General features: G+C 69.1%; 17 protein-coding genes. 8 read left to right on the plus strand and 9 right to left on the minus strand.

Translation table 11 applies throughout. The features are described from left to right. Nucleotides 1-699 precede the first annotated feature (699 nt). Both ABEA24_RS34200 and ABEA24_RS34205 read right to left on the minus strand, forming a co-directional pair. Nucleotides 700-984 carry a hypothetical protein gene (locus ABEA24_RS34200; RefSeq protein ID WP_345436074.1) on the minus strand — a complete coding sequence of 95 codons (285 nt, stop codon included), beginning with the start codon at nt 982-984 and terminating at the stop codon, nt 700-702. Continuing rightward, on the minus strand, nt 981-1,391 hold the full coding sequence (locus ABEA24_RS34205; protein WP_345436076.1) for an ATP-binding protein: 411 nt from the start codon (nt 1,389-1,391) through the stop codon (nt 981-983). Before ABEA24_RS34205 ends, ABEA24_RS34200 begins: the two co-directional genes overlap by 4 nt. Before the next feature lie 293 nt (nt 1,392-1,684). Here ABEA24_RS34205 and ABEA24_RS34210 point away from each other — a divergent pair, with 293 nt between their 5' ends. From ABEA24_RS34210 to ABEA24_RS34215, 3 genes are read left to right on the plus strand one after another with little or no spacing between them, the layout of a single operon-like run. Continuing rightward, nucleotides 1,685-2,527, plus strand: coding sequence for a helix-turn-helix domain-containing protein (locus ABEA24_RS34210; protein WP_345436078.1), 843 nt, complete (start codon nt 1,685-1,687; stop codon nt 2,525-2,527). 24 nt (nt 2,528-2,551) lie between these two features. After that, nucleotides 2,552-2,680 (plus strand): DUF397 domain-containing protein, encoded by a 129-nt coding sequence (locus tag ABEA24_RS53780; RefSeq protein WP_425551266.1) that lies wholly within the window; start codon nt 2,552-2,554, stop codon nt 2,678-2,680. Between the two features lie 51 nt (nt 2,681-2,731). Further along, nucleotides 2,732-3,184: a YdeI/OmpD-associated family protein gene (locus tag ABEA24_RS34215; RefSeq protein WP_345436080.1), complete on the plus strand. Its 453-nt coding sequence runs from the start codon at nt 2,732-2,734 to the stop codon at nt 3,182-3,184. Between the two features lie 47 nt (nt 3,185-3,231). Here the strand turns inward: ABEA24_RS34215 and ABEA24_RS34220 are convergent, their stop codons facing one another. After that, complete coding sequence (locus ABEA24_RS34220) at nt 3,232-3,843, minus strand: class I SAM-dependent methyltransferase (protein WP_345436082.1); 612 nt, start codon at nt 3,841-3,843, stop codon at nt 3,232-3,234. Nucleotides 3,844-3,889: 46 nt separating this feature from the next. Between ABEA24_RS34220 and ABEA24_RS34225 the strand changes: the two genes are divergently transcribed. Next, the gene (locus ABEA24_RS34225) at nt 3,890-4,333 is read left to right on the plus strand and encodes a MerR family transcriptional regulator (RefSeq protein WP_345436084.1); all 444 of its coding nucleotides are present in this window, start codon (nt 3,890-3,892) and stop codon (nt 4,331-4,333) included. Nucleotides 4,334-4,543: 210 nt separating this feature from the next. Here the strand turns inward: ABEA24_RS34225 and ABEA24_RS34230 are convergent, their stop codons facing one another. Together ABEA24_RS34230 and ABEA24_RS34235 are read right to left on the minus strand one after the other, a co-directional pair. Continuing rightward, nucleotides 4,544-5,209, minus strand: coding sequence for an LppP/LprE family lipoprotein (locus tag ABEA24_RS34230; RefSeq protein WP_345436086.1), 666 nt, complete (start codon nt 5,207-5,209; stop codon nt 4,544-4,546). A gap of 171 nt (nt 5,210-5,380) precedes the next feature. Continuing rightward, entirely contained in the window at nt 5,381-6,490 is a 1,110-nt protein-coding gene (locus ABEA24_RS34235) for a CHAP domain-containing protein (protein ID WP_345436088.1), read from the minus strand. Nucleotides 6,491-6,687: 197 nt separating this feature from the next. Here ABEA24_RS34235 and ABEA24_RS34240 point away from each other — a divergent pair, with 197 nt between their 5' ends. After that, a complete protein-coding gene (locus ABEA24_RS34240) occupies nt 6,688-7,839 on the plus strand; it encodes a helix-turn-helix domain-containing protein (protein WP_345436090.1) in 1,152 nt (383 codons plus the stop codon). A gap of 300 nt (nt 7,840-8,139) precedes the next feature. On the opposite strand, the gene ABEA24_RS34245 is transcribed toward ABEA24_RS34240, so the two are convergent. After that, entirely contained in the window at nt 8,140-8,838 is a 699-nt protein-coding gene (locus tag ABEA24_RS34245; RefSeq protein WP_345436092.1) for a polysaccharide deacetylase family protein, read from the minus strand. A gap of 44 nt (nt 8,839-8,882) precedes the next feature. Further along, nucleotides 8,883-10,175, minus strand: coding sequence for an MGDG synthase family glycosyltransferase (locus tag ABEA24_RS34250; protein ID WP_345436237.1), 1,293 nt, complete (start codon nt 10,173-10,175; stop codon nt 8,883-8,885). Nucleotides 10,176-10,507: 332 nt separating this feature from the next. Here ABEA24_RS34250 and ABEA24_RS34255 point away from each other — a divergent pair, with 332 nt between their 5' ends. From ABEA24_RS34255 to ABEA24_RS34265, 3 genes are all read left to right on the plus strand, one after another. Then, complete coding sequence (locus tag ABEA24_RS34255) at nt 10,508-11,101, plus strand: ArsR/SmtB family transcription factor (RefSeq protein ID WP_345436094.1); 594 nt, start codon at nt 10,508-10,510, stop codon at nt 11,099-11,101. A gap of 108 nt (nt 11,102-11,209) precedes the next feature. Beyond that, nucleotides 11,210-12,700 (plus strand): alpha/beta hydrolase family protein, encoded by a 1,491-nt coding sequence (locus ABEA24_RS34260; RefSeq protein ID WP_345436096.1) that lies wholly within the window; start codon nt 11,210-11,212, stop codon nt 12,698-12,700. Between the two features lie 162 nt (nt 12,701-12,862). Beyond that, a complete protein-coding gene (locus ABEA24_RS34265; protein WP_345436098.1) occupies nt 12,863-13,507 on the plus strand; it encodes a DUF416 family protein in 645 nt (214 codons plus the stop codon). 65 nt (nt 13,508-13,572) lie between these two features. Here the strand turns inward: ABEA24_RS34265 and ABEA24_RS34270 are convergent, their stop codons facing one another. Further along, nucleotides 13,573-14,016 (minus strand): GNAT family N-acetyltransferase, encoded by a 444-nt coding sequence (locus ABEA24_RS34270; RefSeq protein ID WP_345436100.1) that lies wholly within the window; start codon nt 14,014-14,016, stop codon nt 13,573-13,575. Between the two features lie 158 nt (nt 14,017-14,174). Further along, complete coding sequence (locus tag ABEA24_RS34275; protein ID WP_345436102.1) at nt 14,175-15,059, minus strand: SDR family oxidoreductase; 885 nt, start codon at nt 15,057-15,059, stop codon at nt 14,175-14,177. Nucleotides 15,060-15,154 lie beyond the last annotated feature (95 nt).

Below are 15,154 nucleotides of genomic sequence, written 5' to 3' on the forward strand. Positions count from 1 at the left end.
CTTCTTCGAGCCTGGTGGCTCGTTCCAGAAGCTCTGCTCGACAGTTGGGCGCCGCCCGTCCGCACTTTGGATCGGACTGCCGGACTGTGCTGGCCGTCTTGATCTGGCCGGCCGCAGAGTCGGCCCCGGCCATCGGCCGTCCCGCCGCTGCATCGTTGAGGCAGTCGGATCGGACCTGGATGTCCCGCAACAACGCGGGTCCGGCTTCAGCCCGCCCGGGGAGCAACAGCGGCGGGACGGCGTCGAATGCGGCGCGGGCGTAGAGGCCCTGAGCAATAGGTTCGGCGACGCCGAGCGCCAGCGTTGCCAGTCCAGAGAACGTCAGCAGTCGTCTAGCTGGACGGAGCCGGGTCGGATCGCCAGCGTACAGGCTCAGGTAATGTGGTCCGATCAGCGGCGCTGCCCACGGCTCGACACCGAGCCTGAGTGCCAACGCCCACACGTTTCCGAAGCTGAATACGAACGTAGGCGTGGCGATGATCGCGTGGATCGTTGCGATCGTCTGGTGGGTGAACAAGTCCGCAGTTGAACTAGTCCGGGCTCCGATGCTGGCGGAAGTCCGAGCGGCCGTGGATTCGCCCTCGTGCGTAACCTCATACATGGATCCTCGCCCTCCTTTCCGGGGTGGCGTCTAAGGTCCTGCCGGGTGTGGCGCACTCGGCGGGCTCGTCTTGCTCAGGGGCCAACCGCACAGGCATCTCAGGCGACGCCTAGCCAGATGGCGATGTCGCTGATGTCGACCCCGACGAGCTGCATTGATGCGGCGATCGGTGTTCCCATCCTGTCCTTAGACCACTTGGCGTAGGCATTGAGCTGGGCGGAGAGGCTAGCTCTTGCCGCCCTACGATGGGCCGGGGTATGCGGCCGTTGAGCCACTTTGGAGACGCGGAGGCGGCGAAGGCCGTAGACGTCGCGGTCGAGTGGTGGGACGTACTCGTTGGGCTCGGCGGTTCTGTATGGATGTGTCGGTCCATGGCTGATCACCGTGACCCATCTTTGAAGGTGGCGGTGAATGTGCGGCTGGCGTGACCTCCGGACCAGGTCAGCTCGTTCGCTAGTGCCTGAACCGTGTAGAGGCCGCGGCCGCATTCGGACATGTCATCGAGGTCTGGGATCGTCGGCTCCTTCGGGCCGCCCTGATCCATTAAGGCGATGGTTGCGCTGTCCGAGCGGCGGCGTACCTCCACGAGGAACTGGCCGCCGAGCTGGGCGGATGCCGTATGGCGGAGGGCGTTCGCTACGAACTCGCCGGTTACGAGGACCGCATCGTCGAGGGCGGGCAGGTCGGAGAGAAGGAAGGCGACGAACTCGCGGGCTGAGCGAGAGTGCTCGGCCAGGCCCGGGAAAGCCCGTCGCCAGACCAGTTCACAACCCTCTGGATAGACCTCCACTGCGAGACCTCCTTGTCCGTGGTTGATGAGGCCGCGGCCCTGGTTGTCCCTCGTCCCACACGAATCCAGGGCCGCGGCTTGGCGAAGCGGTCAGGGGGTGCCGCTCGCCGTCGTGGCCGGCGCCGGTCCGAGCGTCCGGCCACCGGTACTCCCACTACAGGCCACCTGTCGACATATAGCGGATGTCTGCCGCAATCTGCCGAATGACCGTAGCCCACCGTGGTCGCACGGCTACACTCTGGCGCAGTAGCTCGGACCGCACAAGTGGTTCACAAACAAATTGTGGAGACGCCGTGACGTACACGCCGACGCTTCGCGCCCGCCGAGTCGCCAGGGAACTGAAGCACCTGCGCAAGGAACGCAAACTCACTGGTGACGATGTCTGCCGACTACTCGGGTGGGACACGTCGAAGCTCAGCCGTATGGAGAACGCCAACATGCGGACGACCTCGGGCGAGGTCATGGAGCTTCTGGAGGTGTATGGGATCACCGGTCCGCGGCGCCAAGAGATGATCCAACTCGCCCGCGACGCTCGAAAGAAGGGGTGGTGGCAGGACTACACCGACGAGGTGAAGGCAGGCTTCAGCGACTACCTCGCTCTTGAAGACGAGGCCCAGACGTATCGGGCTTACGACGTCCAGCTCATTCCCGGCCCGTTCCAGACCGAGGAGTACATGCGGGCGATCTATCGCGGTGCCCGCCCTCGGACAGAGGCGGAGACCCAACGGATGGTGGAGGTCCGCCTTGCCCGTAAAGAGCGCCTCACATCGTCGGTGGATTCTCTCCACGTCATCCAGGTCATCGAGGAAGCCGCCCTGCGCCGCATAGTAGGAGGTCGAGGAACGATGCGGGCGCAGCTCAACCACCTGCTAGAACTCGGTGACCTGGCGAACATCTCAATCCAGGTGGTGCCGTACCGAGCGGGAGTTCATGCGGCGATCGACGGTCCCTTCATACTCCTGACGTTCGATAGCTATCCCGATGTCCTGTACGTCGAGCATCTGATGGGTTGTCTGTATCTGGAGATGCCAGAGGAGACGACGCGAGGTAGCTTGGTGTTCGATCACCTCCGTGCATCTGCGCTCAATGCGAGTGATTCCCGGGCGCTGATCAAGGAGGTCGCACGAGACTTCTAGATCGAATGAGAGGCGGGCGCGGGCGTGAGTAACCCGGACCTGGCCCCTGCTCAGTGGCGCAACAGCACGTACAGCGGCGACGGCGGGCACTGCGTCGAGTGCGCCGTTGCCTGGCGAGCCAGCGGCATTAGCAGCGCTGAATCAGGGCGTTAGTCGCCAAGTCGCCGCAGCTGTCACCCGCGATGAGCAGGTCAGATTGTGGCGGTGAGGTTCCGCGCGACGGTTCAGTCGGACGGTAAGACGGCGACGGGGATCAACGTTCCGGATGACGTCGTGGAAGGGCTCGGGGGCGGTAAGCGGGCCCGGGTGAAGGTCACGATCAACGGGCACGCGTATTCGACCACGCTCGGGAGCATGCGCGGCGTGACGAAGATCCCGGTGAGCGCGGAGCACCGGAAGGCCGCCGGAATCGCGGCAGGTGATGAGGTGGACGTCGAGATCGAGCTCGACGACTCGCCGCAGGAACTGGCCGTACCAGCCGATCTGGCGGACGCGCTGCGGGCCGAGGCGGAGGCTCAACGATTCTTCGACGGGCTGCCGCCCTCCCACAAGAAGGCGTACGTGACCTGGATCGAACAGGCGAAGAAGGCCGAGACCCGGGAGCGTCGCGTCGCCCGGGCGGTCGAAAAGCTGCGCGAAGGACGTCCTTGGCGCTGAGTCGGTCTCGCGGAGATCAGCCAGCAGGCCGACACGGCCCCGGGCTGTCAGCGGACCGCGGCCAAGACGGTGAGGGTCGCCAACTCATGGCGCGTGACCTCGGAGGACAGGCCGCCGAGACCGCGCTCGATGCGGGCGAGCTGGTCTTCGGGCAGTGCGAGGCCGCGGGCGATCCGGGACGGCCGGGTCCCACCGTGCCAGGCGATCAGCACGCGCCCGCCGGGACGCGTCACCCGATGCAGTTCGCGCAGACCGGCTTCCAGATCCGGCCACAGCGCGACGTTGTTCACCGAGACCACGCAGTCGAACTCCGCGTCGGAGAACCCCGTACAGTCGGCCGTGCCCAGCCGCAGGTCGATCCTGCCCGCGGCGATCTGTGCCTTGTGCGGTCGGCCGGCAAGGTCACGCATCTCAGGCGAGGGGTCGACACCGCAGATCCGTTTCGCGGGCGTCCGCTGGAGTAGGCGGATCAGCCCGCCGGGCCCGTAGCCGACCTCCAGCACCTGCTCCCCGGCCTGGATGCCGAGCAGGTCGAGTATGTCCTGCTGCCGGTTCATCCACGGCATCAGACGGCTGGCGAGCCGCCCGGCCAGTCCGTTCGGCAGCGCGAACGGCGAGCGGGTGGGCTCCTCCCGGGTCCAGGGCGTCGCGGTCTCCACGCACTCAGGTTGTCGCCTCAAGTCGACTTGAAGTCAAATGGCCGACGTGGATCTGATTCCTATCGGTGAGGCCGCCAAGCGGCTTGGCATGCGAACCTCGGCGCTCCGCTACTACGAAGAACGCGACCTCGTACGACCGGCGGCGCGGGTGCACGGAACGCGGGTGTACGGCCGGCCGGAGCTACGGCGCCTGGCGTTCATCCAGATCGCGCAGCGGCTCGGCATCGGCCTGGACGCGGCGGCCGCCGTGCTCGACGAGGGGAGCGAGCAGTGGCGCGAGACGGTCGGCGCGCAGATCCAGAAGCTGGACGCGCTGATCGCCAGGGCACAAGGCGCGAAGGACTTCCTCAGCCACGCGCTCATGTGCCTGGCGGAGCATCCCGCGCGCGAATGTCCCCACCTCATCGACACGCTGGACCGGTTGCTCGACGGCACCTCGTTCGAAGAGTTGGCGAAGGAGCACATGGACACTCAGCACGGCAAGACCTGACCGGCCGGGATCGCAGGACGGCGCGCTGATCAGGGAACGCGGGAGGGGCGTATCACTCAGGCGGTCGAGAAATTGTGGGAAGGGCGAGGTCGGCGTAGCCGAGCGGTCCGATCGAGGAGGTGACCCTCGTCAACGGCAACGCCGGGGAATCGCTCGCGGACATCTCCGAGCACCTGCCGTGGCGGCCGGCTCATCGGCGAGCGCCGGCGGCTATCGCAGGAGCTTCACGCGGATGTCGGCGCCGTGCTGGGGGCGCGTGCCGGAGGCGACCAAGCGGCCGCTGTCCTCCCACGTGTACCTGACGGCGGCGGGCGGCAGGGAGGGGCAGCACTCGGCGTCCTGCGGCGCGTAGTGCGGGTAGGTGATCCGGAAGTAGCCGGGACCGCCGGTGAGGCCCCGTACGGCGTCGGTCTCCGTGACGGCGTCCCAGCCGAGGAACCTCGTGCCGTGCCAGAAGAAGACGAGCTGGCCCATGCCGTCCGCGGTCGGGTACCGCTGGCCGACCACGGCGGTGAGGGTGCCGCCCTGTCGGTCCGACGTGGTCACCGGCCTGCGGTCGAGGACGAAGTGCGTCGAGGGGTCCGGCGCCTCGACGGTGCGGGCCAGGACGCGCCGGATGGCGGCCCGGTTCGGGACGCCGACGGCGGGAACGGAGGCACTGGCCGTCGGCGGGGGTGAACGGGTCTCCGCCGTCGGAGACGGAGAAGAAGGGACGGGGCTCGACGCGGCGGTGGTCGGCGTGGCCGGGGCCGAGAACACCGGCGGCTGCGCGGAGGGCTTGTCCGGTCGGCAGCCCGCCGCGGTGACGGCGGCCAGGAGGACGACCGCCGCCGCCCGGGGCCGTACGAAGGAAACCCGGGCGTTGTTCTCGATCATGGCGACATCCTCCTGCGATATCCGATCGGGGTGCTGTGGGCTGGGGCGTGCGCGGGCCGCCCCGTACGGGGACCCGGCCACAGCGCCGATTCGGGGCGATCGGCGCTGTGACGGGGTCAACCGAACCGGCCGAGCGTGTGGGCCCGCTGGTCGGCCGGGCGCGGGCCGTGGTCAGGATCCGTCGTTGATGTGGATGAAGTTGTCGGGATAGGTCACGTGCCAGTCGCTGAAGGAAGCGGTGTGGTACGGGTCGGCGGGGTCGGCCGGGTGGTCGGCCTGCGTGTCGGTGCCGCCGCCGTTCGGGGTGAGGTGGAGGGTGGAGTAGCCGGTGTCGACGCGCAGGTTGTACTGGGCGATGTCGACCGAGCCGTCCGGGTAGACCTTGGTCACGTAGCCGACGTGCCCGACCGAGAACTGTCCCTCGTTGGCCGCATGCGGGTTGTTCGGGTCCGGCGCGGTCCACTGGGCGACGGCGCCGACGTGCGGAGTGTGGTCCACCCGGTAGGCGGCCGCGGCGGTGACGTTCCAGGAGCCGGCGTTCCCCCAGTCGGGCGTCACTGGGGACTTGGCACTCCCGTCACTGGGGAACCAGCCACTGGCCGGCCGGTGGGAGGGGAACTGCCTGCCGCCGTTGTTCTCGTACAGCTTCCACGCCACGAACGACACGCACTGCCCGTAGCCCATGCCCCATTTGTCCCCGATGCGGCCGGTGGCGGGGTCGCGGCGTAGTTTCTCGCCGTTCTCCCAGTACACGGAGAATCCGTCCCACGGGTAGTCGTTGTCGCCGTCGACCCCGCCGGGGTCGCGGACATGGTCGCCGATGTTGTCCGCCGCCCGTGTCTTACTCGGTGATCCGGCGGTCAGGGGATGGATCGGGTGGGACGGGGGTGCCTGGACGCAGGGCTTGAGCTGGGTGGTGACGTCCCCGCTGGTGTCCAGCCACACGTCGGCGACATATCCGAGGACGTTCGACGGGTCGACCGCCGCGGCGACCCGGTCCCAGTGCCCGTTGGTGCCGCCCCAGCCGCTCTCCTCATCGCCGTTGGTGTAGCAGAGCACCCGGTAGTAGCCGGCGTGGGTGTCGGCGATGCCGGTCGCGTCGTAGCGGGTGCCGGGGCCGGAGCGGATGTTCAGCGGCAGGCTCGCCCGTACGGTGCCCGCCACGCCGGGCAGGTCGGTGGCGTGCGCGGTGGCGCCGGCGATCAGCCCGGCCGTGAGGGTGATCGTGATGGTGGAGGCGATGCCGATGGTCAGGCGCCGAAGCGCGGCAGATGGCTGCATCCCTGGTCCTTTCCGTCATGGCGCTGCGGTGAGTGCGAATGACTCGACTGCGCATGGAATGGCGTGACAGAACATGTTTAGATGCGTAGTTGTCCATTTACCGCTTTTCGTGGACAACGCGGATGCCCGGTTGTCCACGGCACGCCGCCGGGGTTGTCCAGACCCCGGTCGACCAGCACGGAAAGGGGATCGGTCGCATGGGCCGCCCGCCCAGGAACGTCAGTCCGAACGCCGGCCCGGCGGCCCGGTTCGCGCTCGAACTGCGTGCGCTTCGCGAACAGGCGGGGAACCTGCCGTACTGGAAAATGGCACGTCGCTGTGGGGTGTCGAAGAGCGCGCTGGCCGAAGCGGCCGCGGGCCGGCAGATACCGTCCGAGCGGGTGCTGGACGCCTATGTGAGCGTCTGCGGTGGAGACCTGAACCGGTGGCGTGCCCGCCGCGTCGAGGCGCTCGAAGAACAGGAGACGGCGGCCCGGCCCGGGACGGCGCTGCTCCCGGCCGGCGACCGGTCACTGGCCGGCGAACCCGGCGAACCCGGCGACCGGCCCGGCCAACCCGGCGATCCGGATGACGCGTCCGGCTTCGCGGATGATGAAGACAAATCGGTACCGGCCCTCCGGCGGCCGGTGAGCGTCGCCGCGCCGGCCGCCGGGGGCTCCATTGCCGCCGACGACATCATCGACGCCGAGATCGTCGAGGACTCGATCCTCCACCGCGTCCGGGCGTCGATCGCCGGGCACGCCGCCGTCTACCTCGCGGGCCTCGCCCTCCTGGTCGCCATCGGTACGGGCGTCGCCGTGATGGTGACGCGGCCGGCCTCGAACGCGGCGATCGTCAGACCGGGTGTCTCCTCGCCCGCCTTGGTCAAGCCGACGGCGGCCGGTGGCGGCGCGCCCATCTCGGGGAGCCCATCCGCAAGCCCCGATCCCAGCGCCAGCGGCTCGCCCGTGCTGCCGCCCCTCACCGCGCCGACCACCACGCCGCCGGCGTCGGCGCCCCGGGCCGGCCGGACTCCCAGCGGCCAGACTCGTCCCACCGCCGGAAAGACCGGCGGCACGGCACACGTCTACAAGGTGACCGCCGCGGACAGTAAGGGCCTGGCGGTCCAGACCGAACCACACGTCGGCCACGTCGTCCACTACGTACCGAACGGCACCACGCTGCACGTCGTCTGCCAGACCAACCACGGCGACTGGGTCAAGGAAGACAACCGCTGGCTGTACGGACGGCACTTCACCACCTGGGACCAGCTCGCCGACGGCACGTGGGTCTACGACTGGTACACGAACACGCCCCGCATCGACCCCAGCGGCTACTCACCCGGCATCTCACCCTGCCCGGGCGGCTGAGCCCCTGATCGCCCCGCCCGTCCGCGGCCGGGCCGAGGTCCAGGGCAGCGGTGGCCGGATGGGTCGGCTCGATGAGTACGGAGCGTCGGTCCCCCCGCCGCAGCGCTGGGGAGGAACCGCACGTTCTCCGGCTTCGGCGGCACGGCCGGGCAGCTGGTGACCGATTCGGATGAACCGATGCAGCCCGATCCCCGTGGTCGCACCCTTTCCGGCGTTTCAGGCCCGTTTTCCAGCGGTGCGCGTGGTCTCCTCGCCCGCCCAATCGACCGCCCGGGCTCACATCTCACCTCGGCGATCGGCCTACGCCCGGATACGGATCCCGTGGTCCCTGAGTGGGCCGACATGCAGGCCGTGCTCCGCGCAATGATCGAGGACAGTCGGCAGGGCCCCGAGAGTGGAGTGCCAGGAACCGCTGGCGGAGGTGCAGTCGGAGTCGTGAAGCAGGATGGTGCCTCCACCGTCCAGATCGCGGCTGACGGTGTCGTACACGGTCTGCGCGGTCGCGCGGCTGCGCCAGTCTTCGCCCCAGGCGGTCCACAGCACCGGGGTCAGGCCGAGTCGGCGGCAGGCGAGATGCGCGCTGGTGCTCATCACGCCGTACGGGGGCCGGAACAGACGGGGCTCCTTCCCCACGGTGTCGGCGACGGTATCGCGGGCGCGGGCGAGGTCGTCGTACGTGGCGCGGGGGCCGCGTACCAGCAGCGGCCGGTGTGCCCAGCCATGGATGGCGATCTCGTGCCCGGCGGCGGCCATCTCCCTGGCCAGGCCGGGTGCGCGCTCGAGCATGGACCCGAGCAGGAAGAAGGTCGCGTGGATCCCGCGGGCTTCCAGCAGGCGCAGGAAATGCGGGGTCGATTGCGGGTCGGGTCCGTCGTCGAAGGTGATCGAGACGTGGTCGGGCCGGCCTCGTCCGGACAGGCGGGGCATCACCCGGTTGCGCAGTGGCCCGAATGTGGAGATGACGGGGGCCGCATGAACGGCGGCCAACGCCGGTGCCATCGCGGCTCCGCCCCACAGGGCGGATCGGATCAGGCGTGCGGACGTCATCGGTGATGTGCCTCTAGCAACTCTGCGGGCGAGTGGAAGTGTACGGGGAGGTGGCCCTCCACGGCTCCGGCGCTGATGCCGAGGCCGACGGTGGCGGCCACGGCGGCGGCGAAGACCTTGATTCTGCGCCGCGCCAGGCTGGGGTCGTTCCTCGTACGTGCGGCGACCGCCCCGTCCGCGACGACCGAGGCGATGGTGTGTTCCGGACCGGGGCCGGCCTCGTACAGTCTGAGCGCCTCGGTGCGTTGGCGACGGCCGAGTGGTCCGTCGAGGAGTTCGGCGAGCACCGGCTTGAGCTGGTCCGCCTCCCGGATCCACGCTGCCAGGCCCGCTTCCTCCAGGGCGGCGGCGTTCGTCCGGCCATGGCCGGGAATGCAGCGATAGCTCGCCACCGGGAGCCCGCTGGCGAACGCTTCCAGGCTGGTCAGGCCGCCTGCGTTCTGCACGAGGACGTCGCAGGCCCGCATCAGGCCGGGCATGTCGTCGACCCAGCCATGAACGTGACCGAGGCCGTCGTGCCGCAACCGGTCGGCCAGAGCCTGGTTGCGACCGCACACCACGACGGGTACCGCGATGCCACTGTTCAGGATCTCGGTGGCCGCCTCCCGAACGGATCCCACGCCCCAGGAACCGGCGACCAGGAGCGCGAGCGGGGCGTTCTCCGGCAGCCCGAAGCGGGTTCGTGCCGCCGCCCGCTCGGCAGGCATGGCAGGGGAGAAGGCCGGATCGACGACGGGTCCCGTCACGGAGACCACCGTGGCGCCCAAGGTGCGAGCCTGATCGGCGGATATCGGGTGGATGGCCATATGGGCGTCGATACCCGGCGCGACCCAGATCGGATGTACGGACAAGTCGGTCAGGTAGGTGAGCGCCGGTACGGCGAGGTCACCGCGTAGGCGCAGCCCGCCGAGCACCTGGCCGGCCGCGTGGTGGGTCGATACGACCGCGCGGGTGTCCAGCGGCAGTGCCGCCAGGGTGCGGCGTTCGGCGCTGCGGAGCAGGGCCCGCAGGACCAGACCCGGTCGGCAGGAGCGCTCGGTCGTGGCGTAGATCCGCTGGTACGCCGTCGGCGCGACGATCAGCAAGTGGCGATATCCGGCGCGCAGCAACCTCCCGAGACGGGCGGGGAACAGGTCCACGAAGTCGAGGCGGGTCACGCGGTATCCCGCCGCCGCAAGACGCCGAGCGACTTCGGTGGCCGCGCCGTCATGACCTGCGCCGACACTCGCCGAGATGATGACGATCAGCTGTCCATCGGAATGCCGCGTCGTATCGGCCCGCGGGTGCATTCGGTCACTCACCAGGTCGTCGCGAGATGACACGGCACATCAGCCTCCTGATCGACCAACGCGACACGGGGTTCACGACCGCACGCGACGCCGGGTGCGGGGCAGCGCGGCCACCCGGATGTCCCCGGTGGTTCCCGGATCAAGGAAGCCGTGCCAGAAGCTACTACACGGGTCGTAGTAGCAGGAAATTGGAGCTTGGTCCGGCCTGTGTTCCATGGCGCAGGCGGGCTCCACGAACGTCACGCCGGGGTGATCACATCGACGGCGGATGCCCGGCGGTCTGATGCAAAGACTCTTTGCAAAGAGTCTTTGCGATGGTCTATGATCTTCGTGTGGCAGATCGACCTCCGGCTCAGGAGATCACCGACGTCGCGGCGCTCCGGCTGCTCGTGCACCCGATACGGCGCAAGATCGAGCAGTGCCTGCGCGACGGGCCGGTGAACTCCGCGACCCTCGCCCGGGCGCTCGGCGAGAGCACCGGGGCGACCAGCTACCACCTCAGACAGCTCGCCAAGCATGGCTTCGTCGAGGAGGTTCCAGAGCTGTCCAAGGGACGGGAACGCTGGTGGCGTGCTGTGCCGGGTGATCGACGGTTCCCGGCTTACAGCCGCCAGACGCCGGAGGTGCGCGAGGCGCTATCGGAGATGGTGCAGCACAACTTCGCCGAACTCTTCGAGCTCTTCTCTCGCTTTGCGGCGAGCCGCGACGCGCTGGGCGAGTGGGCGGATGCGTTCTTGTTCTCCCGCGCCGCCCTTCGTCTCACGCTCGATGAGGCGAAGGAGTTCTTCGAGGAGTACATCGCGCTGATCTACCGCTTCTCACGATCGGCAGAGGAGACGCCTCCCGACGCACGCCTTATGCACGTCCGGCTGCTCGGCATCCCCGAGGCGGCCACCTCCGAACCCACGGCAGGCTCCGAGGAATGAGCCGGGCCGCCGAGCTGGCACTCGGCGACCCGGTGAACGGAGTCCGTGTCACCACGCCCATGCGGCGTGTCTTCGCGTACACGAATCCCAGAGAAAGGAGAGCACGTCGTGCTGCTCTCGTTCAAATCCCGCCGGGTCCGAGTGGCCGGGTTGGCGATCGGCCTGCTGGCGTCGCCGCTTCTGGCGCTCATGCCGTCGTCGGCGACAGCGACCCGCGCCACGTACGACGCCGCTGGTACGAGTTCCACGCGTGACGGCGTGAACCGCAGCGATGTCACCTTCTGCGGCGGTGCGGGTGTCATCCTGCACGGCACGGTCGTCGCGCCGAGCAAGATCACCGGCCGTGTTCCGGGCGTCGTTCTGGTGGGTGGTGCGGGTCCGGGGCCCCGGCAGGAGTACACGCAGGAGGCCGAGGCGTTCGCCCGCGCCGGGATCGCCGCGCTCGTCTACGACAAGCGGACCATCGGCTACTCGAAGACGCACCGCGACTTCTCTCTCCTGGCCGCCGACGCGCTCGCCGGCGTGCGTGCCCTCCGGGCCCGTCCTGGCGTCGACCCCGCTGAGGTCGGGTTGTGGGGTTTCAGCGAGGGCGGCTGGGTCGCGCCGCTGGTCGCGTCGCGGTCCTCGGACGTCGCGTTCGTGATCACGCTCGGCGGCCCTGGCTACACGCCGCTGCGTACGCAGACCTGGTACCTCGCCGTGCATATGCGGCATCAGCACATCTCCGGGTCGTTCCTCGACACGGTCGCCGGACCGGCGGCGCACCTCTTGGACGGTACGGGTCTGTTCCCCGAGGCCGACTACGACCCGGTGCCCGTTCTCGAACGCCTGCGGCAGCCGGTGCTCGCGCTGTGGGGCGAACATGACACTCAGGTGCCGCCGCGAGAAAGCGCGCAGATCTTCGAACGCGTCCTCGCCCGTGCGGGGAACGAGCACGTGACCATCCGGTTCGTCGCCGGCGCCGGCCACAACGGGCACCGTACGACCGACGGGTTCGACCACATCGGCGGTCCCTTGCTGGGCGGCCACCCGCTGGGCGCGCTGGCCCCCGGCTATGCGGACACGATGACGTCGTGGGTCCACCAGGTCGCGGATGGCCACGCACCGCTGTCCAGTACCGCCGCACCTCCACGGCAGGCGCTCACCAGCCGTGCCGCTTCGAACGGTGCCTGGTACGAGGCGAACGGCCTTCAGTGGGCCGCGATCGCGTTCTTCCTGGTGGTGTTCGCCGGATATCCGGTGACCGGGATCGTACGCCGGATCACCGGGCGCGCAGGAGCGGCCCCAGCCCGCCGCTCAGCCCGCCTGCTCGCGGCGACGGGTCTGGCCGCCGTCGCCGGAACGCTGCTGGTCATGCTCTCGGTCTTCATCACCAGCGGGCAGCTGAACGGGCCGGTCCTCGCCGGTCGCCCGATCCCGTGGCTGATCCTCCAACTCCTCGCCGTCACCGTCACCATCACGACGGCCGCGACCGCCACGATCGCCTGGCGGAACCGGCGTATATCGACGACCGGCTCACGCATCCGCATCGCCACGGTGGTGGCCGCCGGAGCGATCTTTATCCCCTGGGCGGCCTACTGGGGTCTTCTCGCCTGGTGAGGAACGACCAGCGAAGACGAACCTCACCCAGTTCGTCAGCTGCTGTGGACGATGACGGCTCGTTGTCATAGGGCGTCGGGGCCGGGCCTATGACAACGAGCCGAGAGCGGCGTTCAGGCCGACCTCAAGCCGATCCAGCAGACATCGTCATAGGTTGTCGTCGTGGGCGAAGAGCCAGATGGCGGCCGTATCGCCGGATTCGTCGACGAAGAGCGGCGATTGACCGGGCTGCTCGACGGTCTGGCTCCCGCGGCTCGGGCGGCGCTGGCGGCGGCGGTCGCCGCCCGCCTGCTGCCGCACTACTGGCGGTTTCATGAGCAGACCGGGCTGGGTGAGCCACTGGTGCTCCAAGGCGCTCTGGGCGGCGTCTGGGATCTGCTGGAGCAGGGATCCGCCATCGACATCGTCACCGTGGGCGTGGCCTGCATGGACCAGGCGTTCGTCGCCGCCGAGTTCGGTTTCACCCTCGCCGGGACGAGGGCGTGGGAGGCGTGGAGGGTGGTGAACGGGGCCGCCACGCCATTGGTGGAGAACGCCGTACACGCCGCCTGGGCTGTGGCCGGCGCCTGCCATGTCGCTGTCCACGGTGGGGTCACGGAGACACTGCACTGCCTGCGGTACGGCCGAGGCGCTGCGCTGGCAACGGCCCATTCTCGTCGGCAGGGGGCCGAGGTCCAGTCGGTTCGGGCCGCAGAGAGCGACCTGCTGGTTGAGCAGGAAGAACGCCGCCAACTGCTCGACATCGAGATGCTGGGACGCTCGGCGCTTACCGCGCAGGTCCTCGCCGAGCTGCGAAGGCCGACCTGACGCGTCACCGCAAGAAACAGCCGCCCCGGCTCAGACGCTGACCCGCCCGTTCACGTCGGCGGCGTTCAGGCCAGCCTCAGGTCGATCCAGTCGACGTCGTCACCGGGCAGCTGGTACCTGTCGAACTCGACGAAGCCGTGCTTCTCCGCGAAGCGCAGGCCGTCGACGTTCGCGGTCCAGACGACCGTTTCGATGACCTCGGCGCCGAGCTCTCGTGCCTGCGCCAGCCCTCGCTCGTACAGCGTCTCTCCGAAGCCCTGGCGGCGGTGTTCCGGGAGGATCCGGGCGATCACCGTGGCCGTCGATCCGTTGTCGCTCGTCGGCGGTCGTACCGTCGTGCAGCCCACGAGGACGTTGTCGGCGTACGCGACGTCCAGCAGGTTGCGGCCGGAGCGCTCACGGACCTCGTCGAGCGACAACGTGGCGGCCGGAATGATCAGGTTGTGGACGTACTGCCAGTCTTTGAGGCCGGTCTCGCCGTCCACCCGTTCGATGCGAAGGTTGGGCACGGGCACAGAGAAGCGCACTGCGCCGTGCGGCGTCAAAAGGGATTTCGGTCAGGTACGACCGGCGGTCACGGCGCGGCGGAATCGGACGGGTCGAGCGTTGTCGGCTGTAGCGGCCGGGGACGCTCGCGATGGTCGTCGGGGGCGTCCCCGGGTCGGCATCAGCCGGTGGTGAAGTAGTGGCCTTGCTCAAGGTCGGCGATCAGGCCGGGGTGGACCGGCTCCCAGTCCAGTAGTTTCCGGGTTTCCGCGTTCGGCATCGTGAGGTCGAGGGTGACGAACGGGAAGTTCTTGAAGTGGTCGGCGGCCTGCTCGGCTGGGATGCTCACCGTCGGGATGTCCAGGTGGCGTCCGATGGTCTCGGCGATCTCGCGCACCGCGATGCCCTGTTCGGCCGCGGCGTACAGTTGCGCTCCGGCCGGTGCCTTTTCCAGCGCCAGCCGGTAGAGGCGGGCGACGTCGAGGGTGTGAGCGGCGGGCCAGCGGTTGGCACCGTCGCCGACGTAGCCGGACACGCCCGTGTCGCGGGCGATCTTGATCAGCGTGGGGATGAAGCCGTGCCGGTCCCTTGTGCTGTGCACGACCGGCGGAATCGCGACGAGCACGGATCGGACGCCGCGGTCGGATAGTCCGGCGACCGCGCGTGCGGTGGCGGCGCGGGGGTTGGCGTTGATCACCGCGTCGACGGCCTCGATGCCGGTGGGCTTCAGGCCGATGCCCATGAGGGTCTTGCCCGTGCCGGCCAGTGCGTCGCCGAGCGTCTGTACCACGGTGTGATCGGCGGCGGCCGCGCCGGCGAAGTCCCCGGCGAACACGGCGTCGTGGTCGAACGCGAGGTGGACGACTCCGTCCGCGTCGGCCGCGGCTTCGCGCAGCCCGTTCAGGTCGCCGAGGTCGCCGCGGCGCACCTGGGCGCCCATGGCCTCGACGGCGGCGGCCGAGGCATCGGATCGGGCCAGGCCGACGACCTGGTGTCCGGCCTGGAGCAGTTCGGGCACCACGGCCGATCCGATGTGGCCGCTGGCACCGGTGACGAAGACGCGCATGAGGAGCTCCCTTGGGGATGACTCACCCCGTCCAGGCAAGACGAAGTGATGTGACTTGGTAACGTCACCGTAGCAGGCGTGATGTTACCGAGTCA

Origin of the sequence: Actinoallomurus vinaceus (assembly GCF_039542055.1) — a bacterium.
Taxonomy (GTDB): domain Bacteria; phylum Actinomycetota; class Actinomycetes; order Streptosporangiales; family Streptosporangiaceae; genus Actinoallomurus; species Actinoallomurus vinaceus.

Coding starts and splice junctions, on each gene's coding strand:
- ABEA24_RS34230 (WP_345436086.1), bottom strand. CDS start 5,209: ATGATCGAGAACAACGCCCGGGTTTCCTTCGTACGGCCCCGGGCGGCG.
- ABEA24_RS34235 (WP_345436088.1), bottom strand. CDS start 6,490: ATGCAGCCATCTGCCGCGCTTCGGCGCCTGACCATCGGCATCGCCTCC.
- ABEA24_RS34240 (WP_345436090.1), top strand. CDS start 6,688: ATGGGCCGCCCGCCCAGGAACGTCAGTCCGAACGCCGGCCCGGCGGCC.
- ABEA24_RS34245 (WP_345436092.1), bottom strand. CDS start 8,838: ATGGCACCGGCGTTGGCCGCCGTTCATGCGGCCCCCGTCATCTCCACA.
- ABEA24_RS34250 (WP_345436237.1), bottom strand. CDS start 10,175: ATGCACCCGCGGGCCGATACGACGCGGCATTCCGATGGACAGCTGATC.
- ABEA24_RS34275 (WP_345436102.1), bottom strand. CDS start 15,059: ATGCGCGTCTTCGTCACCGGTGCCAGCGGCCACATCGGATCGGCCGTG.